General features: G+C 63.7%; 18 protein-coding genes, 1 tRNA gene and 2 pseudogenes. 2 read left to right on the top strand and 19 right to left on the bottom strand.

Annotated elements, in window-relative coordinates:
* Position 1: 1 nt before the first annotated feature.
* From tnpB to QW861_RS15970, 8 genes and pseudogenes are all read right to left on the bottom strand, one after another.
* Entirely contained in the window at positions 2 to 352 is a 351-nt protein-coding gene (tnpB, locus tag QW861_RS15935; protein WP_316193256.1) for an IS66 family insertion sequence element accessory protein TnpB, read from the bottom strand.
* Positions 349 to 666 (bottom strand): annotated as a pseudogene (tnpA, locus tag QW861_RS15940) (IS66-like element accessory protein TnpA); the annotation flags it as partial. The gene tnpB and the pseudogene tnpA, both read right to left, overlap by 4 nt.
* Positions 667 to 809: 143 nt before the next feature.
* Positions 810 to 1274, bottom strand: a pseudogene (locus QW861_RS15945) (PHP domain-containing protein); the annotation flags it as partial.
* A 94-nt stretch (positions 1275 to 1368) separates the two neighbouring features.
* A complete protein-coding gene (locus tag QW861_RS15950; protein WP_316193257.1) occupies positions 1369 to 2823 on the bottom strand; it encodes a hypothetical protein in 1455 nt (484 codons plus the stop codon).
* Positions 2824 to 2842: 19 nt separating this feature from the next.
* Positions 2843 to 3199, bottom strand: coding sequence for a hypothetical protein (locus QW861_RS15955; RefSeq protein WP_316193258.1), 357 nt, complete (start codon positions 3197 to 3199; stop codon positions 2843 to 2845).
* A gap of 383 nt (positions 3200 to 3582) precedes the next feature.
* The gene (locus tag QW861_RS15960) at positions 3583 to 3933 is read right to left on the bottom strand and encodes a hypothetical protein (protein ID WP_316193259.1); all 351 of its coding nucleotides are present in this window, start codon (positions 3931 to 3933) and stop codon (positions 3583 to 3585) included.
* 195 nt (positions 3934 to 4128) lie between these two features.
* Entirely contained in the window at positions 4129 to 4308 is a 180-nt protein-coding gene (locus QW861_RS15965; RefSeq protein ID WP_316193260.1) for a hypothetical protein, read from the bottom strand.
* Positions 4309 to 4351: 43 nt separating this feature from the next.
* Positions 4352 to 4834: a hypothetical protein gene (locus QW861_RS15970; protein WP_316193261.1), complete on the bottom strand. Its 483-nt coding sequence runs from the start codon at positions 4832 to 4834 to the stop codon at positions 4352 to 4354.
* A gap of 177 nt (positions 4835 to 5011) precedes the next feature.
* Here QW861_RS15970 and QW861_RS15975 point away from each other — a divergent pair, with 177 nt between their 5' ends.
* Entirely contained in the window at positions 5012 to 5248 is a 237-nt protein-coding gene (locus tag QW861_RS15975; RefSeq protein WP_316193262.1) for a multiprotein-bridging factor 1 family protein, read from the top strand.
* Positions 5249 to 5443: 195 nt separating this feature from the next.
* Here QW861_RS15975 and QW861_RS15980 read toward each other — a convergent pair.
* The 10 genes from QW861_RS15980 to QW861_RS16025 all read right to left on the bottom strand — a co-directional run bounded on the left by QW861_RS15980 (position 5444) and on the right by QW861_RS16025 (position 17576).
* A tRNA-Arg gene (locus QW861_RS15980) sits at positions 5444 to 5520 on the bottom strand.
* 311 nt (positions 5521 to 5831) lie between these two features.
* Positions 5832 to 6236, bottom strand: a complete 405-nt coding sequence (locus QW861_RS15985; RefSeq protein WP_315715111.1) for a YccF domain-containing protein — start codon at positions 6234 to 6236, stop codon at positions 5832 to 5834.
* A gap of 145 nt (positions 6237 to 6381) precedes the next feature.
* Entirely contained in the window at positions 6382 to 9483 is a 3102-nt protein-coding gene (locus QW861_RS15990) for an EAL domain-containing protein (RefSeq protein WP_316193263.1), read from the bottom strand.
* A gap of 203 nt (positions 9484 to 9686) precedes the next feature.
* Positions 9687 to 10757: a branched-chain amino acid ABC transporter permease gene (locus QW861_RS15995; RefSeq protein WP_315715113.1), complete on the bottom strand. Its 1071-nt coding sequence runs from the start codon at positions 10755 to 10757 to the stop codon at positions 9687 to 9689.
* On the bottom strand, positions 10754 to 11764 hold the full coding sequence (locus tag QW861_RS16000; RefSeq protein WP_315715114.1) for a branched-chain amino acid ABC transporter permease: 1011 nt from the start codon (positions 11762 to 11764) through the stop codon (positions 10754 to 10756). The genes QW861_RS15995 and QW861_RS16000 overlap by 4 nt, the downstream gene beginning before the upstream one ends.
* Positions 11761 to 12483 (bottom strand): ABC transporter ATP-binding protein, encoded by a 723-nt coding sequence (locus tag QW861_RS16005; RefSeq protein WP_315715115.1) that lies wholly within the window; start codon positions 12481 to 12483, stop codon positions 11761 to 11763. The genes QW861_RS16000 and QW861_RS16005 overlap by 4 nt, the downstream gene beginning before the upstream one ends.
* Positions 12480 to 13244: an ABC transporter ATP-binding protein gene (locus QW861_RS16010; RefSeq protein WP_315751883.1), complete on the bottom strand. Its 765-nt coding sequence runs from the start codon at positions 13242 to 13244 to the stop codon at positions 12480 to 12482. Before QW861_RS16010 ends, QW861_RS16005 begins: the two co-directional genes overlap by 4 nt.
* Positions 13245 to 13310: 66 nt before the next feature.
* The gene (locus QW861_RS16015; protein WP_315715117.1) at positions 13311 to 14504 is read right to left on the bottom strand and encodes a substrate-binding domain-containing protein; all 1194 of its coding nucleotides are present in this window, start codon (positions 14502 to 14504) and stop codon (positions 13311 to 13313) included.
* Positions 14505 to 14637: 133 nt separating this feature from the next.
* Positions 14638 to 16416, bottom strand: a complete 1779-nt coding sequence (locus tag QW861_RS16020; RefSeq protein WP_315751884.1) for a putative bifunctional diguanylate cyclase/phosphodiesterase — start codon at positions 16414 to 16416, stop codon at positions 14638 to 14640.
* A gap of 191 nt (positions 16417 to 16607) precedes the next feature.
* Positions 16608 to 17576 (bottom strand): sensor histidine kinase, encoded by a 969-nt coding sequence (locus QW861_RS16025; protein ID WP_315715119.1) that lies wholly within the window; start codon positions 17574 to 17576, stop codon positions 16608 to 16610.
* Positions 17577 to 17757: 181 nt separating this feature from the next.
* On the opposite strand from QW861_RS16025, the gene QW861_RS16030 reads away from it, so the two are divergent.
* The gene (locus QW861_RS16030; RefSeq protein WP_315715120.1) at positions 17758 to 18600 is read left to right on the top strand and encodes a glucose 1-dehydrogenase; all 843 of its coding nucleotides are present in this window, start codon (positions 17758 to 17760) and stop codon (positions 18598 to 18600) included.
* Positions 18601 to 18773: 173 nt separating this feature from the next.
* On the opposite strand, the gene QW861_RS16035 is transcribed toward QW861_RS16030, so the two are convergent.
* On the bottom strand, positions 18774 to 20150 hold the full coding sequence (locus tag QW861_RS16035; protein ID WP_315751885.1) for a cytochrome P450: 1377 nt from the start codon (positions 20148 to 20150) through the stop codon (positions 18774 to 18776).
* Positions 20151 to 20222: the final 72 nt, after the last annotated feature.

Here is a 20222-nt window from a genome sequence, read left to right on the forward strand (position 1 = left end):
CTCAACCAACAGCTTCCGGGCGCCTCGTCCGCTGCGGATGCCGCCAGTCGATGCCTTCAAGCAGATAGCCGAGCTGGGCCGGCGTGATCGTCACCGCTCCGTCCTCAGCCTGTGGCCAGATGAAGCGGCCTCGCTCCAGCCGCTTCGCGAACAGGCACATGCCTTGGCCGTTGTGCCACAGCACCTTGATCAGGCCGCCGCTGCGGCCGCGGAACACGAACAGATGGCCGCCATGCCGATCGCGCTTCATGGTCTCCTGGACCAGCAGCGCCAGGCCGTCGAAGCCCTTGCTCATGTCGGTATGGCCGGTCGCCAGCCAGACCTGGGTCCCGGAGGGAATCGGGATCGTCATCGCGAGCCTGCCCGAAGCGCCGTGATCACCGCAGTCACCGTCGCTGCATCCGCCGCGCCGCTGATCCGGATCTTGGTCTCAGTCCCGATCTCGACCTCGATCAGACCTTGCACGCAGGCTGTTGCCGCGTGCGGCTCAGCGGTGATCGTCACGGCGGCAAAGCCGGGCGGCGGCGCCTCCTTGCCACACAGCTGCTGACGCCAGCGGAACACCTGGCTGGAATGCACGCCGAACGCCCGCGCCACGCCCAGGATCGTCGCATCCGGCTGCAACGCTGCAGCGACGACACGCTCCTTGTCAGCCCGCGACCAATGCCGCCGTCGCCGCTACGACGTGATCACTTCCACTTCCGATTTGGCCATAGGATTAGCTCCAGGACTAGTCCTATGGCTTCGCGAAGCCTCACTGCCGACGCAAGGCGGCCGTCACCGGGGGCTTACGCAGCATGCGCCGTTCGGCGAAAGCGTCGGATGAGGCCGCAGTACGCCCGATCTCCGAAGATCGCTTTGATGCGGCCGAGCTGCCCATCCAATTCATCATGCGGCTTGTCGGTGATCAGAACGGCCAGCAACCCTTCCGACCATTCTTCCACATCCGTGATCGAGAGCTAGCATTTGCCTTTGCCGGCTCTGGTTTTACCGATGGAGAGCAATCGGCAGAGGCGGCCATACGCGGCGCGGTCGGTCGGATAGATCAGAAGCGAAGGGAAATCTTCCAGATCAAGCCGGCAGCCGACAATCAGACGGACGCCGGTGACCTTGGCCGCCTCATGCGCGCGAACGATGCCCGCGAGCGAATTGCGGTCGGTGACGGCGAGCGCCGATATCCCAAGCACCGTGGCGGCCGCAAAGAGTTCTTCGGCGCTCGATACGCCGCGCAAAAAAGAGAACTGGCTTGTGATTTGAAGGTCGGCATACACCAGAACAAATAGAGAGCAATTCCATGGGCCAATCAAGGCTCATGCTCTGCTTATTCCGCCCAAACTCCATTGAAACGGGGTACAAGCAACCCATCCCTTAACCACAAACAGGCGCGTATCGGTGCCGCAAAACGCAATTCTCTTTGGGGAGATTTTTCACATCATCGAACCCGCTGCGGCAGATGGCGGTCTCTCCTTCGCAATCCTTCCCGATGAAAGGGCAAAACATAACCTTGCCGTTGCACAAGTGGTCCAGAAGGCGAAGGTCGGAGATACGGACCATAAGCTGGCCCCGCGTTTTACGGACGTCAACGACAGAGTCGATATCGGTGGTAAATACGGACACAGGTAAGCGGCTCGAGTTCCACCACCACAATCCGCCGCCTTGAATGAAATCCACTTGGAGTGGGCTTCTCCGTACTGAGACATTTGCAGTTTGGCGCGTCTTTGCGACGCGCTTGCGTGCGCGCATCATCACGTCGTCACCGCTGATTTTATCAAACACCTCTTGCCAGGCTGCGTATATCGCTTTCCGGTCCGGATATATGTCAGCGTATTCAGAGTCGGTGAAGAGAGCCGTTTGGAAGTCCAAGGCACCGTCCAGCCATTCTACCATCCTCTTACCTGCACGGGCGTTCATCTGGTGAAAGGCGCTTAAGCAGCAATAGAACTTCACGACGGGATCGAAATACATTCTGCGATCATCTGGAACATCCTCAAAGAACGATGGCGGAGGATAGGCGAGCGCGATATCCGTTAGCTGCTGCAGCACAATCCCAAGAAAATGAAGTAGTCCAATGGCGCCGTCCGCCGTCCCGGCTGCCGAGACGGCGTGCTCATTGCCCATGATAACTGCCCTTAGATCTTCAAAAACTGCGCGATACGCGGGTGGCATAGCATGGGGATTCCAAAGGTGGACGACGTTCTCGTCAAAAAGTAAGGAGGTCGCCGCTCTGGATTGTTTTAGAAGGCTTGAGGTATGGATCAGCACTTCTGCGATCGCATCCGCTTCCAGAAGGTTGGCTATGCCCAGGTAGCGAGGATCGTTTCCAGGCAGCGTTGCGATATTTCGGCGTTCGAGAAACTCGGCGCGTGCTCTTTTTCGTTTCTCTTCGATCTTTGGCGGAACGAACACCTGAAACTGTTCTAATTTTTTCTCGGCGCAGTCTGCTCTCAGGGTTTCTAGTCCCTGCCAATCCTGCTTGTCGCTGTACATTCCGACCAAGTTGAGAAACTCTGATCGAAATACCAGCTCGTCCGAGAAGCCAACGCCGGTCGCGATATCCTGAAGGTAATGACAAAACTCGTGGCGCAAGGTGAGGTCGGCTATAGCTTCTGCTGTATCCGTCCACGGTTGGGGAGAAGAGAGGGTTCCCGCGGAAGTCAGGAATTGCCCCAATTCCGCAGGCAAGAGGCCGTCATCGACAGCTTTCGTATTAAGCTCGAGGAGCCGATTCAATCCAATCGGCGAAGTGTCGTCAACGTAAATGACCGTGGAGAGCCATTCATAGTAAGCGGGCGCACCAGTCGGTAAGTGCAGTTTGATTGCCATAGCCGGCACTATCTTGCGTTCAGGTCACGGACGCCCACTTCGATGCGCAGTATTGTGAGATACCGCTGCGGAGCACGATCTCGGCAAGCGTTGCGAGTGGAAGTCCAACATAGTGGGCCGAGAGCACGTTCGAGATCGTGGTAATTAATTTTTCGCGTCCAGTCGGCTTGCCCTCGACAATGGCTCGGACGGAGGGAACGCAGACGAGACTGGCAATCGCATCGTTTTGCTCAGTCATCCACGTTTTTGCGCGCGTTATCAGTTCCGAGGGCTTCGGAGGCCGCGCCAAGGTGCCGCCGGCGTCTTTTTCGAAAATTGCGTAGCCCAGTTCTTCGAAAAGCTGGTCATCGCTGCGACGGTCGATTGGATCAGTCATGCGCACCTTCCCGACTGGCTTAACAATGCACCTGCCGTGCAACTATGAGCAGTGTCTCTATCAAATCGCGCGCACTGAGGCTAGAGGTTGCGTGCTAGTTCTGGGGACTGCCAACTTGAACAAAGCGAAGGTGATTATAGGGCTACGATCCAGTCGTGGGCGGGTTTGATGAAGCGTCGCTGCAGGTTTAAGCCGCGCCAATCCCGTGCAGCCACCAGCGTCCGCTATCCTCGGCCGGCGCATCGCGAAAGCGCCAGAAGCGTTCGCCGCCAGCGCACTCGACGCGGTAGTAGTCGCGCGACAAGCCGATATCCTTGTCGGAGACCCACCACTCGCCAAGAATTCGCTCGGGCCCATCGGCCTTGACGACGCGGCGTGTCCGGTTACGCTAGGAGAATTGCGCCGGTGGCGAGTCCGGCAATTGGGCGATCACTTTTACGGCTTCCGGCGTCATCAGAAGCCGCGCGGGACGGGGCAAGTCGTCCGGCCATAAAGCCCCCGGTCGGCGGCGCCGCGGGCGAAATGCGCTTCATCACGCGTTCCGGCATCTCGCTTTCAACGGGCGCAAGACGGAAGACGCGTTCGGGACCGAGCCGTGTGCGCAAGGTATCAACCAGCGTCCCGACATCGGCGTTAGTCTCATCCCCATCAACATGCCGTCCGATCGTTTGCGTTTCGGTGAGCGCTTCCACCCAGGAGGCGGTCAAGGTCGTGCGCTCGATGCATGCGGTCATGAATCGGCGCGAGGACAACGGTTCGCCGGCACCGTGATCAGCGCGAAGGTTCGCTCCCGAACGCATGGCCGCGCCGACGCTGCCGCGCGGAGACCATCAAAATAGGCTGACTCCAGCCGACCGTCTTTTGCAGTCCATCATCGGTCCGCTCTCTCCTCCATCCTCGGAAGCGGTCCGCAACACGTCAACAGTCCTTCAGTTCTCATCATCGAGGTGTGATCCGAGATGACGCTGTTTGATGTCTGCTTCGAGTTCGGCCGTGCGTTCAATCATGCTGTGAACAATCGTTTCGCGGTCGAGTTTGGTTAGTCCGCGAATGCCGTGCTCTCGCAACTCCTCTTCGAGGATCGCGGCCATGATGGATACGATGCTCATTCGCTCCAAACCTTCCATCGAAAGTTGAACAGCAACGGCGTCATTAGTTCTCGTCTGTTGGATTCGGCTCGAAGGAATATGGTACGGATGCCACCTCGCAAACCGCTTCAATCAAGGAACGGACAGCCCGAGCATGCCAGTCGGCCTGATCAAGCGGCGCATCCCAATATTCTGAAACGACGTAGGCTGCATGGCGAGCTTTTACGCTCAAGCCGGCTACCGTTCGTGCCGGAGTGCCCATAATGGCCTGTTCTACAGGCGCTAGCTCGGCGAGCATGGTTTCAAGTCTATCGAGATGATCTGGTGATGCCGGATCGTACAAGGCTCGTATCTTGGCCAAAGTCTCTTCGAGCTGCTTGCCCAATACGATCAAGCCTAAATCGTCGTCGGTTGCCTTTCGATTTTGGGCGAGGTCTGAAGTTGATCGTCTAGAGGCATTGTTCGGATTGTCGCGGTCGCGGTGGCTAGAGTGAGAACCGGCTTTGGTCTGAGACTCGAAGGACTGTTGGGACGAAAAGGGCTTCATTGCTCAGGCATCCTCAATAAACGGCACCATGCACCCGAAATCGGGCAGACGGCTCAGCTCGGAGCTCCCAAGGCTATCCACATGAGATTTTGGCCTCATATGGGTGTATAATACCCTTAAGAGGTGCATTTATAACCTTACAGTGGCGCTTTTGCTAGGGGTGTCGATGGTGATCTCATGATCACCTCTCGACAAATTCGGGCTGCTAGAGCGTTGCTTGGCTGGTCCCAGCAGGAACTCGCGGACAAGGCGATCGTATCGCTGAACGCCGTTGCTAGGCTCGAAGGCGGCGTTGTGGATTCTCGGATAAGTACGGTGCAAGCTGTTCAGGACGCTTTGGTCAAAGCCGGCGTAGAATTTCTCGATGCAGATCAGAAAGGCGAGGGCGTGAGGCTCAAGAGCCCCAGGGCCTAACTAGCCCCCAATCTATGCGCCCCACTTGCTCAATCGACGGCCGCAGGACCGAGGTTCGAAACAACCGGATTGAGTGGATTCAATTGACCAAGCGCAATCGGCCGATGGCGCCTCTGGCGCTGAACGCAAGCGCTAACGAGTGGTTGGGGGATGTGCAGCTAGCTCATCCCGGCTTGCGAGAGAGCGATCTATTGGTGGCGCACCCGACACGATTCGAACGTGTGGCCTTCGCCTTCGGAGGGCGACGCTCTATCCAGCTGAGCTACGGGTGCCTGCGCTGCTTACGCAGTGCTTACGCGGAAACTTCGTGGCTGTGAAGCAATCCGCGCCGATTTCCTAAGTACCTGAAGTTCCGTGCTTTTTTTGGTCTCACGCTCTCGCAAAACAGCTTGACATCTGCCTTCGGAGGGCAACGCTCTATCCAGCTGAGCTACGGGTGCGTACGGCAAATCGTTTAGCCGATTGCCTGGGCGACGGCAACGGCCTTGGATGCTCCCCGGACCAGGCGGACGGGCCGCTCGCGCCGCGAGGCGCGGGGGCAGTTCGGCGGGGTGCGCGGCCGGACCGCTCCCGCCGACCCGCCTTACGCCGGCACGATGGTCTTGCCGATCGGCCACAGCGCCAGCCCGGCGAGCTTCAGATGGGCCCAGGCGAAGGGCAGGCCGACGATGCTTACCGCGAGCACGATTGCGGTCAGGAGGTGGCCGAGCGCCAGCCACCAGCCGGCCAGTACGAACCAGATGATGTTGCCGAGCAGCCCGAGAACGCCGGTTCCGACGTCTTCCATGCCGGTGAGCTGGTCGCGGCGGACGGCGCGCGAGCCGAACGGCAGCAGCGTATAGGCGGCGATGTTGAATGCGGCGCGGGACCAGGGCAGCCCGACGATCGTGATCGCCATGACGACCGCGGCGACCAGCCAGCCGAACGCCATGTAGGCGCCGCCGCACAGGATCCAGAGGATGTTCAGAAGCATGGAAACCGGCTGCATGACGACCTGCCAACTCCGTTGTTGCCGCTCCGGATATAGGAACGCCGCGCCAAGGCCGGTAGCGGGCCGGTCGTCGAAATCTGCGTGGCCTCGCGCCGCAGGCTCGGCCGGGGCGGCCAGGCGTTGACGGCGCCGCAAAGCGGGCTCAGCCGGCGGCATGCAAGCTCCCTGCCGCCGCTTCCGGACTGAACAGCTTGCGCAGCTCGGCCGCCGGCTTGGGGGCGCTGAACAGGTAGCCCTGCATCTCCGTGCAGCCGAGCTGGCGCAGCGCCGTCTGCTGCGCCCCGGTCTCGACGCCCTCGGCCGTGGTCGTCATGTTGCTGGCGGTGGCGATGCTCACCACCGCCTGGACGATCGCCGACGAGCTGCCGGCGCCGATGTCGCTGACGAAGCAGCGGTCGATCTTGATCTTGTCGAACGGAAACCGCTTCAGATAACTCAGCGACGAATAGCCGGTGCCGAAATCGTCGAGTGCGATACGCACGCCCATGTCGTGCAACTGGTGCAGGATGCCGAGCGCGACGTCGTCGTCGCTGATCAGCACCGCCTCGGTGATCTCGACCTCGAGCCGTTCGGGCGCAAGGCCGGCCGTCGACAGCGCGCCTGCGATCCGCAGCGCCAGGGTCGGCGATTTGAGCTGCACCGGCGAGACGTTCACGGCGATGCGGATGCCGGCGGGCCAATGCGCGGCCTCGGCGCAGGCGGTGCGCAACACCCAGTCGCCGATCTCGTTGATGAGCCCGGTGTCCTCGGCGAGCGGAATGAAGTCGAGCGGCGGCACCATCCCTCGCTCCGGATGACGCCAGCGCAACAGCGCCTCGCAGCCGGTCATGACGTTCTCGCTGAAGCCGAGCAGCGGCTGGTAGTGCAGCTCGAACTGGCCTTCGGTGATCGCCCGGCGCAGGTCCTGCTGCAACTGCAGCCGCGCGCGCGCGGTTTCATCCATCGCGGGCTCGAAGAAACGGAAAGTGCGGCGGCCGCCGGCCTTGGCGGCATACATTGCGAGGTCGGCATTCTTGGTCAGCTGGTCGCGCTCGACGCCGTCATGGGGCGCCAGCGCGATGCCGATGCTGGCGTCGGTCGACAATTGGTGGCCCAGGCATTTATAGGGCTTGCGGATCGCGTCGAGGATCTCCTTCACGGCCACGATGACCTCGTCCCGGTCCGCAACGGTGGTCAGCAGCACCGCGAATTCGTCGCCGCCGAGCCGGGCCACCATATCCTCCGGCGCGAGACAGCTCTCGATGCGCCGCGCGATCGTCTTCAACAGCTCGTCGCCGACATGATGGCCGAGCGAATCGTTGATGCCCTTGAACTCGTCGACATCGATATAGAGCAGCGCGAAGAAGGTGCCGTGGCGCGCGCGTTCCAGCTCCTCGTCGATGCGTTCCTGGAACAGCACGCGGTTCGGCAGCTCGGTCAACGCGTCGAAATGCGCGAGATGGGCGATCTTCTCGTCGGCCAGCCGCCGCTCCGTGGTGTCCTCGATCACGTTGATCAGATAGCGCGGCCGCTGCGCATCATCCGCGATGGCGATGCGCCGCGACGTGATGTAACGCAATCCCAGCCCCGGACTCTGCCAGGGATGTTCGGCGAGAAACAGCCCGTCCGACTGCTCCAGAGCCCGGTCGTCGTCCGCGGTCACCTTTTCCGCGACCGGTCGCGGCAGCAGGTCGAACGCCGTCTTGCCGACGATCTCCTCGCGCGGCACGCCGAAGCGCTGCTCGGTCGACTGGTTGACCAGTACATAGCGCCGGTCGCGGACGTCCTTGACCATGATGTGCGACGGGATGTGGTCGATGATCTCGCGCAGGAATGCGTAGTTGCGGTCGCGCTCCTGCTCGAGCCTGCGATGCTCGCTGATGTCCTCGATCGTCGTGACCCATCCGCCCGAGGCCAGCGGCTTGTCGATGATGTTGAAGAAGCGGCCGGCTCCGCCCTCCGCGATCATCTGCGACGTGCCGCCTGCCGCGGCTCTGTCGATGATGTCGGCGCAGAAGTCGGTCACGTCGCCGTTGAAGGATCCGCGCGCCTTGCAGTGCGCGATGACCTCGCTGAGGTGGGCGCCGGGCCTGATCACGTCCGTGGACAGGCCGAGCAGGTCGATGAAGCGCTGATTGAACATCACGACGCATGCGTTCGCGTCGAACGAGATCAGCCCCTGCGTCATGTTGTCCAGCGCAGTCTCGACCCTTTGCTTCTCGGTCTCCAGCTGACGCGTTGCCGCACGCCCCTGTCGCACGATCTGCCGGATCATCAGGCTGAACGTCACGGCGATGACCGCGATCGCAAGCACCGCCGCACCCACGATCAGCACCATCTGCGATCGCCAGTCCGCGAGCGCATCGTCGACCGGCCTATTGGCCGAGATGACGAGCGGGAAGCGCCCGATCCTGGAAGCCGACGCGATCTTCTCCAGGTTGTCGACGGAGCTCGTGAGCAGGGTCGTGCGCAGGCCGCTCTCGGCGACCCCCTTCAGCAACTCGTCGTTCCCTATCCTGGCGCCCATCAGGGATTCGGCGTGCGGGTAGCGCGCCAGCACGGCGCCGTCGGAATGGACCAGCATGATCGACGAGCCCTTCCCGAGAGCCATCGATTCCAGGAACGTCTCGTAGGTGTGCGGATCCACCCGGCGGGTCAGCAAGCCGAGGAATTCCCCGTTGGCGCCGTTCAGGCGATGCGCGACGATGGTCGCCCAGCCGCCGGTGACGCGGCTCATGACCGGCAGGATCACGAAGCTGTCCGGCCGCGATGCCGATTGCAGGTCCTTGAAGTAGGAGCGGTCCGCGACGTTGATGGGCGGCAGTGGGTCGCTGGACGACCAGTTCACGAAATTGCCGTCGACGTCGACGATCGTGAGGTCTCCCATATAGGACAGGCCGCTGACCTGAGAGCGCAGCATCTCGCTGATCTCGGGTCTTGCCATCTCGGACCGGAACGCCTCCGGCGAACCGATCGACTCGAGCTGCATGCGGCGGATCGCATGCGACACCGCGGTCTCGGCGTCTTCGAACTGCTGCGCGAAATGCCGGCTCAACAGCAGCACGGTGTTTTCGAGTTCGCGCTCGTTGTTGGCGATCGCACGCGCCCGAAAACCGCTGGCCATGACGATCGTCCCGATGACGATGGCTGCGATCAGAAGCGCTCCGCACGCGATCAGCCATGGCACCGGACCGCGCCAGAGGGACGTGCCAATCCATTCCGGCTCGCTACCGCCGGTCCCTGACGTGTCTGCTGCGCCTTGCATGCCTTGATCGACCCGGGAGGAAATGACTTGTTGCAAGCTCGCTTGATAACAAGGCACTGGTGCCGGTCCGGTTAGGAAATGCGGTTAGCCGTCGCTTAAGCGCGCGTCGAAACTTCGCGGCAAACGATAATTTCCGCATGTGGATACCGTGCGGCCTAGGCTGCTCCGGCGCCGCCGCGCAGAATTTCGGGGGTACTTGCAGCTCAGCGCGCCGCGCCCGGCTTGTTGCGAAGGCGGCCGACGACGCCGGTCGGAAAGAAATAGACGCTGGCGATGAACAGGAGGCCGAGCCACAGCAGCCAGCGGTCGGGGTGCAGCAGGCCGGGCAGCAGCGGCAGTCCGGCGTCCGCCGCCGCGGTCGAAGCGATCCCCATCAGGGCCTGCAGATAATTCTGCGCCAGGATGAAGATGGCAGCCCCAATGATGGCGCCGTAGATCGTGCCCATGCCGCCGATCACGACCATCAGCAGGATGTCGAGCATGATCGAGAAGCTGAGCGACGTGTCGGGGCCGGCATAGCGCAGCCAGAGTGCGTTCAGCATCCCCGCGCAGGCCGCGATCATGGCTGCGATGCAGTTGGCATAGGTGAGATGAAAGACCGTGCGATAGCCGAGCGCCTCGGCGCGGAAGCGGTTCTCGCGGATCGCCTGCAGCACGCGGCCGAACGGCGAGTTGACGACGCGCAGCAGGGCCAGGATCATCAGCGCGCAGGCCGACAGCACCAGGTAATAGGTCAGGATGCGACCGTTGATCGGGAAGCCGAACCAGTCCTTGCCGATGAACACCGTGCCCGGGCGCAATAGCTCGGGCAGCTGGAAGCTGCGGCCGTCCTCGCCGCCCGTCAGCCACGACAATTGCGATGCCAGCACCAGGAAGGCCGAGGCGACCGCGAGCGTGATCATGGCAAAGAAGATCGCCTCGACCCGCAGCGAGAACAGGCCGATCGCGAGCGCCAGCAGCAGCGCGAGCGGCAACCCGGCGGCGGCGGCAATTGCCACCGATGACCAGTTGGGACCGAGGCCATAGAGCGCGATCGCGACCGCGTAGGAGCCAATGCCGTAGAACATCGTATGCGCGAACGACACCGAGCCGGTATAGCCGAGCAGCAGATCGTAGGAGGCGACCAGCGCGGCAAAGATGCAGATCTTGGCGGCGACGTTGAGCGCCTTGGCGCCGGGGAAGATGAAGGGCGTCGCCAGCAGCGCCAGGATGATGACGGTGAGCAGGATGGACAGCGCGCGGCTGCGGGGCGGATCGCCGGACAGGATCATCATCGGCTGGTCACCGCATAGAGACCGCGCGGCCGCCACATCAGCACGGCGACCATCAGCAGGATGTTGGAGACGAGGGCGAGCTTGGGCACCAGGAAGCCGCCATAGTTGGCGACCATCGCAACCAGGACCGCGCCGATGAAGCAGCCGGTGATCGAGCCGAGCCCGCCGATGATCACGACGATGAACACCAGCACGGTGAGCTCGTCGCCGATCGAGGCATGCACCTGCTCGCGATACAGCCCCCACATCACGCCGCCGAGGCCGGCCAGCGCCGAGCCGGTCATGAACACGCCGAGGAACAGCCGGCGGATGCGATAGCCGAGCGCCTCGACCATCTCGCGGTTTTCGACACCGGCGCGGATCAACAGGCCGATCTTGGTCCGGTTCAGCACCAGCTCGATGGCGACGAAGATCGCGAAGCCGACGAGCATGGCCAGCAGCCGGTATTTCGAGATCGCGACGTCGCCGATGATGAAAGACCCGCGCAACGCCGCGGGCAGCGGCATGGGAATGATCTGCGGACCGAACAGCGCATACAGCGTCTGCTCGGCGACGATGAGTCCGCCGGTGGTCATCAGGATCTGCTTGAGGTGCTGGCCGTAGACCGGCAGCACCAGCACGCGCTCGACCACGAGGCCGAGTGCGCCGGTCACGCCCATCGACAGCAGCGCCGCCGGAACGAGGACGGCAAGGTTGGTCAGCAGCGAGTCGGACTGGGCCCAGCCCGCCAGTGGCAGCAGCACCAGCGTCGCAACGTAGGCGCCGACGGCGATGAAGGCACCGTGGCCGAAATTGAGCACGTCCATCAGGCCGAAGACGAGCGTCAGGCCCGAGGCCATGATGAAGATCATCATGCCCATCGCGAGGCTCGCGACCGTCAGGGTCACCCAGGAGCTCGCTGACCCGACCAGCGGGATCATCAGGAGCGCCAGCACGACCGGCAGCAGCAGCGGCGCGATGTCGCGCTTCGGTTTCGGCAGTGCCTCGGTCGCAGCGATCTCGCTCATTGATGCGCCTCCAGGCTGAGGCCGAGCAGGCGCTCCTGCAACGGCACGTCGGCCGCGAGCGCGGCCATCTCGCCGCGATGGACGATGGTGCCATTGTCCATCACAAGCACCTGGTCGCCGAGCTCGCGCGCGGCGTGGAAATTCTGTTCAACGAGGAGAATGGTTGCGCCACGGCGCTTGATCTCCTTGAGGCATTCGATCAGCGACACCACGATCGCCGGCGCCAGGCCCTTGGTGGGCTCGTCGATGAGGAGCAGCTTGCGCGGCTCGACGATGGCGCGGGCGATCGACAGCATCTGCTTCTGGCCGCCGGACAGGCTGCCGGCGCGCGACAGCCAGAACTTCTTCAAGGCGGGAAAGAAGCCGAAGATCCAGGCGAGCTGGGCATCGTCGAGCGGGCCGTTGCGCGCCGCCAGGATCAGGTTCTCCTTCACCGTGAGGTCGGAGAACACGGCCATGCTCTCGGGCACGTAGCCGACGCCGCGCTGCGCGATGTCGGGCGTTGCCAGCCTCTCGATCGGCTCGCCGGCGAGTGAGATGGTGCCGTTCCTGGCCTGCCAGAGGCCCATGATGGTGCGCAAGGTCGTGGTCTTGCCGGCGCCGTTGCGGCCGAGCAGCATCGTGGTCTGGCCCTCGGGCACCTCGAAGTCGACGCGCTGCAGGATGTGATAGCGTCCGATATAGGTCTCGACGCCCGCAAGCTTCAGTAGCGTGCTCATGCCGCACTCCGCGGCGCCACGCCAAGGTAGGCTTCCTGCACGATTGGCGAGGCGATGACCTCCGCGGGCGGACCGTCGGCGACCAGCTGTCCGTTGTGCAGCACGATGATGCGGTCGGCGAGCGAGCGCACGACGTCCATCTTGTGCTCGACCAGCAGGATGATCTTGCTCGTGTCCTGCTTGAGCCTGCCGATGAGGTCGAGCACGACCGGCACCTCGTCGATGCTCATGCCGGCGGTGGGCTCGTCGAACATGAAGACCTTCGGCTCCAGCGCCATCATCAGCGCGACTTCGAGCTTGCGCTGGTCGCCATGCGACAGCGTCGTCGCGGTGACGCTGCGGCGGCCGCCAAGCGCGACCTGGTCGAGGATCGCGTCCGCGCGCGCAATCAGGTCGCGCCGCGCCATCCAGGGGCGGAGCAGGTCATAGTGCACGCCGCTCTGCGCCTGCACAGCGAGCCGCACGTTCTCCTCGACGCTGAGATTGGGAAACAGGTTGGTGAGCTGGAACGCGCGTCCCAAGCCGGCGCGGGTGCGCAGCGGCGCCGAGAGACCGGTGATGTCGCGGCCGTCGAACAGGATGGAGCCCGAGGAGGCCGTCAGCTGGCCGGAGATCAGATTGAAATAGGTGGTCTTGCCGGCGCCGTTGGGGCCGACGATGGCGGTCAGCTCACCGGGCCTGAAGCTGCAACTGACGCTGTTGACCGCGACATGACCGCCGAAACGGATGGTGAGGTCGCGGGTTTCGAGGGTAAGGGCCATGTCGCCAGCTTGTCACTGCCAGTAAGAATGTGCCCGGCGCGAGGGCCGGGCACGCGATCCATTATCTCACCGCTTGTTGCGGATCGGCACCGCCATCTCGTCGATCTTGATCTCGCGCACCGGCTCGTTGACGGCCCAGGCAAGGTTCGGATCGACCTTGACGCGGAAGTGATACATGCTTTGCAGCGCCTGGTGATCCTCTTTCCGGAAGATCATCTTGCCCTTCGGCGTGTCGAACTCCATGCCCTCCATCGCCGCGATCAGCTTCTCGGTGTCGGTCGACTTGGCCTTGGTTACGGCGGTGACGACGGCCATCGCGGCCGAGAAGCCGCCGGCGGTGAAGAAGTCCGGCGGCGCGTTGAAGCGCTTCTGGTGCTCGGCCACCAGCCAGTCGTTCACCGGGTTCTTGGGAATGTCATAATAGTAGTAGGTGGCGCCTTCCATGCCGGGCAGACGCTTGTAGGCGGCAAGCGCCGGCAGGATGTTGCCGCCGGTCGACAGCTCTATGCCGTAGCGCTTCGGATCCATGTCCTGCAGCTTCGTCAGTGGATCGCCGGCGCCGGCCCAGATCACCCAGATGATCTTCTTGCCGGGCTTGTCCTTCAGCGCGTCGAACAGGCGCTGGCCGACGGCGGTGAAGTCGGTGGTGCTGGTCGGCACATATTCCTCGGCGCCCAGCGTCGCGCCGGTCTTGGCCAGCGCCTCCTTGAAGGCAGCGACGCCGTCGCGGCCGAAGGCATAGTCCTGCGCAAGGGTGGCGACCGTGACGCCGGGCTTGCCGATCGCGACCGCGTTGGAGATCGCGTCCTGTGAGGAGTTGCGGCCGGTGCGGAAGATGTAGCGGTTCCACTTCTCGCCCGTGATCTGGTCGGCGACCGCCGGCTCGACGATGAGGATCTTCTTGTTCTCCTCGGCGACCGGCAGATCGGCCAGCGCTGCGGCCGAGGAGGTCGTGCCGATCGCGATGTCGGCGCCATCGTCCTGATAGGCTTCGGAGAGCGCGGCCTTCGACAGGTCGGGCTTGCCCTGGTCGTCCTTGGTGATGATGACGATCTTGCGACCGTCGATCATGTTGGTGCCCTTGGTGGCATATTCGAAGCCGAGGCGGAGACCGGCTTCGGTCTGCTTGGCATAGGCCTCGAGCGGGCCGGTCTTGCCGTAGATGAGAGCGATTTTCAGATCATCGGCCTGGGCGGCGGTCGCCAGCAGGGCGGCGGTCAATGATGAAACAATACCTTTGAGAATATGTGACGTCTTCACGAGCCTTCCTCCCAGCTACTGGCGGCTGTTGCCTGCAACTGATAGTGTGCAGGCTCGGCCTGGGTCAAGGCGCTTTCGGCGGCAGCCCGTGACGGCTCATACCTTGGGTCGAAGGGTGTCGTCCTCCAAAAGCTCAGCGCCGATAGCGGCTGCTGCGCGCATAGACCTGGCGATTTTCCTGCACAGGGCGACTGGCGAGACTGATGCGCGCTTCGCTTGCAAGCGGGGCCGCCGGCTTCAGCTCCTCCAGGAAGATCGGACGCGAGAAGTAGTAGCCCTGCGCATAGCGGATCTTGGTCGCGGCCTGCAGATAGGCGAGCTCCTCGAACGACTCGATGCCCTCCGCGATCACCGTCATGCCCAGCGCCTCGCTCAGGGATTCGATAGCACGCAGGATGCCCTGGCTGCGCGGTCGCTTATGAATGTCGGTGATGAAGGAGCGGTCGATCTTGATCTCGTCCGCCGTGATGTCGGCGAGTGCCGACAGCGACGAATAGCCGATGCCGAAATCATCGATCGAGATGCCGACGCCGATCCCGCGCAGCAGCGGCACGATCTCGTCCTGGAAATGGCTGCGGGTCACGAACGCGTCCTCGGTGACCTCGATCATGAACCGCTTGGGGAAGCCCGTCGCCTCGATCGCCCGCGCGAAGGGCTGCATGAAGTCCGGGTTCGACGCCTGCTTGGCCGCGACGTTGATGCTGATCGTCGCCTCCGGCCCAAACGCGTCGTTGATCAGGTCGATCGACTTGACGATCTCGTCGAGCACGAGATGGGCGAGCTCGTCGATGAGACCGAGCTCGACCGCGAGGTTGATGAACGATCCGGGTGCCTGGATCACGCCTTCATTGTCGCGCAGCCGCACCAGCGCCTCGATGCCCTTGATCTCCTCGGTGCGGATGTCGACCTTGGCCTGGAACGCGCAGCAGAAGCGCTTCTCCAGGATCGCGAGCCGCAGCGACTGCTCGACCTTCATGCGCGCCAGCGCCTCGTGCTCCATCGCGCTGGAGAAGAAGGCCAGCGTGCCCTTGCCGCTGTTCTTGACGCGGTACATCGCCAGATCCGCGTTCTGGCGCAGCACGTCGTAGCTTGCGCCGTGCTCGGGAAACAGGCTGACTCCGACGGACGCGGAGGCGAACACCTCGGCGCCGTCGATGAAGAAGGGCGCGTTCAGGCGTTCCAGCATCGCGTGCAGGAATTCGGCGACCTCCTCGGCGCGCTCGATCGGATGCAGCAGCAGCAGGAACTCGTCGCCGCTGATGCGCGACAGCAGGTCCGACTCGCGCAGGTCGCGGCTGATGCGCTTGGCGAGCTCGACCAGCAGCGCATCGCCGGTGGCGTGGCCGTAATAGTCGTTGATGTACTTGAAATTGTCGAGGTCGAGAAAGGCGAGTGCGAAGCGTCCGTCGACGCGGCCGCGCCGGACCAGCAGGTCGGCGCGATGCTCGACCACGCGGCGCATCGGCAGGCCGGTCAACTCGTCGTAATAGGCGGCGCGAAACAGCTGGTCCTCGAACTCCTTCTGCTCGCTGATATCGGCCGAGCTGGAGATGAGGACGGCCTGGTCGCCGATGCGAACCGGCCGATGCGCGGTCAGCAGGGTCTGCGCGCCGCGCTCGCCTGCCACTTTTTCCTCGCCGATCACCGTTCGACCCCGGCCGAGGATCTCGCGGCAGGCCGTGCGCCGGTTATGGAGATGCGGCGCCGAGAGGCCGTCGATGCTGTTGGCGGCGGCGCCGAGCTGGACGGCGGCCGTATCGTTGACCAGCAGAAAGCGACCGTGCTCGTCCTGGACCGTGACGCCCGACGGCAGCTGGCTGAGGACGCTGCGCAGGAAGCGCAGCTCGGCCTCGGTCGAGCCCAGCCCCTCGTTCGGCCCGGGGGAAAAGTTGAATCGGTCGCTGCTGTACATGCGCCGATTGTGCAAAGTTCCCGCTTCATTTTAGTTAAGCGCTACGTAGAAACCCGGAACGCGCGAGCCAAGTCTCGGGAATGACGGAGCTTTGTGCCGCGGCGTCATTAACCGTTCCTGAATCGGAGCAGCGACGCGGCCGCGCGCATGCGGCGAAAGTGGTAGGCAGGAATGGCCGTCCGGCAGCCGGTTCAGCTTGGTGGCACGCGACACTGCAAGGTGCAGTGAAGGCCGGATTCGAGAAATCTGGTCTCGGTCCTGCCATCGAACGACGACAGCACGGACTTCAGCAATTTGCTTCCGAAACCGGGCTTGCCGATCGGACCGATCGGCGGACCCGCGGCCTCGTCCCAGGTCAGATGGAGGCGGTCCTCCTGCATCGTCCATGACACCTGAAGGAAGCCGCGCGGCGAGGCAAAGGCGCCGTACTTGCCGGCATTGGTCGCAAGCTCGTGAAAGATCAAAGCGAGGCTGACGGCGAGCTTGGCAGGCAGGAACAGCGGCGGGCCGTGGAGCTCGAAGCGGACATGGCCATATGGCCCGAGCTCCGAGACCAGCAGATCCTTCAGGTCGCAGCCCTGTCCGTCGGCGCGCGCGATCAGGTCGTCCGCGGTCGCGAGCGCGCGGATGCGCTGGTCGATGCGGCTCCACACCTGCGGCTGGTCGTACAGCACCTGATGCAGCACGGCGTGAATGGTGGAGGTCTTGTTCTTGAGCCGGTGGTGCAGCTCGTCGACCAGGAGCTTGCGATACTGCTCCTCCTGGGTGAGCCGCCGGGCGATCTCGCGCTGCTTGGCGGCCAGGCGCCGGTAGTGATCGACGCCCCAGATCACCAGCAGCGCCACGACCATATACATCGCCATCAGCGCGAGCCGGGCGCCATCGGCCGGACCGCCGCCAAAATCGAGCGTCAGGCCGAGCGCCGCGCCTGCGATCGCCGTCGCCAGGCCGACGCCCGATCCGCCCATCGCGGTGGCGAAGAAGACGGCCGGCAGGTAGGGCGTGAAGAACACGTCGGGCCGCAGATGCGCCATGCCGTAGCGGATCGCCGTGGCTGCGAGCAGGCACATCGCTGCAAACATGCAGCTCCATGTCAGGGAAGGCTGCTGCTCGCCGCGCCAGATCCGCTTGATGTCGTCGATGAGTCGCGTCATGGACATCCATGAGCCTCAACTGCGCAACCAAATTAAGGCCGACGTGGCGGTAATTTGTCCGGTTGATGGAGGCCGTCTTGCGTGTGTTGCAACCTGGCGCGCAGGATGATGGTTCCGCGGCGGAACTCAGGCGCTTGTTATTCCGCCGCCCAGAACGAGCACGCAGCAGCAAAGGAAGGAGCAGGGAATGGGACGGTTGGAGGGCAAGGTCGCCGTGATCACGGGCGCGACCAGCGGCATCGGCCTGCGCACGGCGGAAATCTTCGTAGCCGAGGGGGCGAAGGTCGTCGTCGCGGGCCGGCGCAGCGCCGAGGGCGAGGCGCTGGCGAGCAGGCTCGGCGCGAGCTGCGTGTTCCGGCAGACCGACGTCACGGTCGACGGGCAGATGCGGGCATTGATCGATGGCGCGGTCGAGCGCTTTGGCCGGCTCGATTGCGTGTTCAACAATGCGGGCGGTCCGGCGCAGACCGGCGGCATCGAAGGCCTCGACGCCGATCGGTTCGACCAGGCCATGGCGGTGCTGGTGCGCAGCGTCATGCTCGGCATGAAATACGCCGCGCCCCACATGAAGCGGCAAGGCTCCGGCAGCATCATCAACAACGGCTCGATCGCCGGCCGGCTCGCCGGCTTCTCCACCTCGGTGGTCTACAGCACGGCGAAGGCGGCGGTGATCCATCTGACGAAATGCGTGGCGATGGAGCTCGGCGAGTCCGGCGTGCGCGTCAACTCGATCTCGCCCGGACTGATCGCCACCGGCATCTTCGGCAAGGCGCTGGGCCTGTCGACCGAGGCGGCCGAGAAGACGCCGGAGACGATCCGCAACGCCTATGCCACGGCGCAGCCGATTCCGCGTGCCGGCCTGCCCGACGACATCGCCTACGCTGCAGTGTTTCTCGCCAGCGACGAATCGAGCTTCATCAACGGCCATGATCTCGTCATCGACGGCGCCATCACCGGCGGCCGCAACTGGAGCCAGCAGCAGCAGGGCTATCAGGCGATGCGCAAGCTGCTGGGGGATGCGGTGGAGTAGGGGACGGCGAAGTATACATTTCGTCATGCCCGGACATCCACGTCTCTCATCCGCGCGTTGCAGCAGGATGGATGGCCGGGTCAAGCCCGGCCATGACGAGGAGGAAGACGAGGGGGAAAGAGTCCGCAACAAACCAAGATACTTGGCGCCCTCGCTGTATCAATGCGCGCGGGTCACACCGCCTTCAGCATCACCTTCAGCCCGTCGCGCGGTTTCGGGATCGGCCAGACCTGCCAGTTCGGCTGATAGCCGGGGGCGAAAGAGACCTCAAGGTTGGCGAGGAAGTGCCGCGCGAAGCACTTCACCTGCATGTAGGCGAAGTGCAGGCCGAGGCACATGTGCGCGCCGCCGCCGAACGGCACCCAGGCGAAGCGGTGGCGGCCGCGCTGGGCCTCGTCGGTGAAGCGCATCGGGTTGAACCGCTCCGGCTCGGGCCAGATCTCCGGCATGTGATGGGTGTACATCGGATTGATGCCGACGCCGGTGCCGGCGGGAATCGCGTAGCCCTTGAAGGTGAAATCCCGGATCGGCCGGCGCGGCAGCGACGGCACCGGCGGCATCAGCCGCAGGGTCTCCTGGAACGCCATCTCGGTCAGCTTCATCTTCTCCAGATGCTCCGAGTTCATCGGTTCGTCCTTGGCGAGGCCGAGGCTCGTCACCTCGTCGCGCAGCTTCTGCTGCCACTGTGGATGCGCGGCGAGCTGGGCGACGAAGGAGGTCAGCGACGAGGTCAGCGTGTCGTGCGCCGCCATCATCAGGAAGCTCATGTGGTCGACGATGTCCTGCGTCGACAGCAACGCGCCGTGGTCATCGGTGGCGCGGCACAGATGCGAGAACAGATCGTCGCCATCGCCTTTCGCACGTCGCAACGGGATCTGCTCGGAGAAATAGGCGACGATGCGCTGCCGGCCCTTGACCCCGCGCGCCATCTGCGTGCCTGGCAGCGGCCTGCGGATCGGCGCCACCGAGGCCGCGACCATGTCGACGAAGGCGCGGTTGATGGCGTCGACCTCCGGCCCGATCTCGGTGCCGAGGAAGGACGTCGCGGCGAGGTCGAGCGTGAGCTGCTTGATCGCCGGATAGAACAGCATCTCGCCCGGATTTGCTTTCCACTGCGCGATGCGCGCGGCGATGCCGCGGTCGAGGCCGGCGAGATAGGACTTCATCGGCCCGGCCTTGAAGGCGACGGACAGCGCCTTGCGGTGCATGCGGTGCTCGTCGAAATCGAGCAGCATCAGGCCGCGCGGAAACAGCAGGTTGAGGATGTGGCCCCAGCCATGCGCCGAGGAGAACAGCTTGGCCTGGTCGAACAGCACCAGCTCGTTGGCCTCGGGGCCGAGCAGCACGACGTTGACCTCGCCGAACATGTGGGTGCGGTAGACGGGGCCATACTTCCTGGCGTTGCGCTCGACGTGACCCTTGGGGTCGGCGAGGGTCTCGAATGTCTTGCCGATGATCGGCCAGCCTTCGTCGCCGGGGATATGGGTCAGTGAGTTGCGCCGCGGCGAGGTCAGGCGGAACGATGGCGTGGCCACACTTTGCATCGACATCAAGGAGGCTCCGTTTTCGAGGCGGCGGGGCGCGGCGACGCGCCGGCACACATTGAAGGGCGGTTGCAGCCA

This window comes from Bradyrhizobium sp. SZCCHNRI1029, from assembly GCF_032487555.1.
Taxonomy (GTDB): Bacteria; Pseudomonadota; Alphaproteobacteria; order Rhizobiales; family Xanthobacteraceae; genus Bradyrhizobium.

Bases quoted from the DNA above. Each gene is read 5' to 3' on its own strand.
- QW861_RS15960 (WP_316193259.1), bottom strand. From the start codon at position 3,933: ATGACCGCATGCATCGAGCGCACGACCTTGACCGCCTCCTGGGTGGAA.
- QW861_RS15970 (WP_316193261.1), bottom strand. From the start codon at position 4,834: ATGAAGCCCTTTTCGTCCCAACAGTCCTTCGAGTCTCAGACCAAAGCC.
- QW861_RS15950 (WP_316193257.1), bottom strand. From the start codon at position 2,823: ATGGCAATCAAACTGCACTTACCGACTGGTGCGCCCGCTTACTATGAA.
- QW861_RS15995 (WP_315715113.1), bottom strand. From the start codon at position 10,757: ATGATGATCCTGTCCGGCGATCCGCCCCGCAGCCGCGCGCTGTCCATC.
- QW861_RS16030 (WP_315715120.1), top strand. From the start codon at position 17,758: ATGGGACGGTTGGAGGGCAAGGTCGCCGTGATCACGGGCGCGACCAGC.
- QW861_RS16000 (WP_315715114.1), bottom strand. From the start codon at position 11,764: ATGAGCGAGATCGCTGCGACCGAGGCACTGCCGAAACCGAAGCGCGAC.
- QW861_RS16035 (WP_315751885.1), bottom strand. From the start codon at position 20,150: ATGTCGATGCAAAGTGTGGCCACGCCATCGTTCCGCCTGACCTCGCCG.
- QW861_RS15985 (WP_315715111.1), bottom strand. From the start codon at position 6,236: ATGCAGCCGGTTTCCATGCTTCTGAACATCCTCTGGATCCTGTGCGGC.
- QW861_RS16010 (WP_315751883.1), bottom strand. From the start codon at position 13,244: ATGGCCCTTACCCTCGAAACCCGCGACCTCACCATCCGTTTCGGCGGT.
- QW861_RS16005 (WP_315715115.1), bottom strand. From the start codon at position 12,483: ATGAGCACGCTACTGAAGCTTGCGGGCGTCGAGACCTATATCGGACGC.
- QW861_RS16025 (WP_315715119.1), bottom strand. From the start codon at position 17,576: ATGTCCATGACGCGACTCATCGACGACATCAAGCGGATCTGGCGCGGC.
- QW861_RS15975 (WP_316193262.1), top strand. From the start codon at position 5,012: ATGATCACCTCTCGACAAATTCGGGCTGCTAGAGCGTTGCTTGGCTGG.
- QW861_RS15965 (WP_316193260.1), bottom strand. From the start codon at position 4,308: ATGAGCATCGTATCCATCATGGCCGCGATCCTCGAAGAGGAGTTGCGA.
- QW861_RS15955 (WP_316193258.1), bottom strand. From the start codon at position 3,199: ATGACTGATCCAATCGACCGTCGCAGCGATGACCAGCTTTTCGAAGAA.
- tnpB (WP_316193256.1), bottom strand. From the start codon at position 352: ATGACGATCCCGATTCCCTCCGGGACCCAGGTCTGGCTGGCGACCGGC.
- QW861_RS15990 (WP_316193263.1), bottom strand. From the start codon at position 9,483: ATGCAAGGCGCAGCAGACACGTCAGGGACCGGCGGTAGCGAGCCGGAA.
- QW861_RS16020 (WP_315751884.1), bottom strand. From the start codon at position 16,416: ATGTACAGCAGCGACCGATTCAACTTTTCCCCCGGGCCGAACGAGGGG.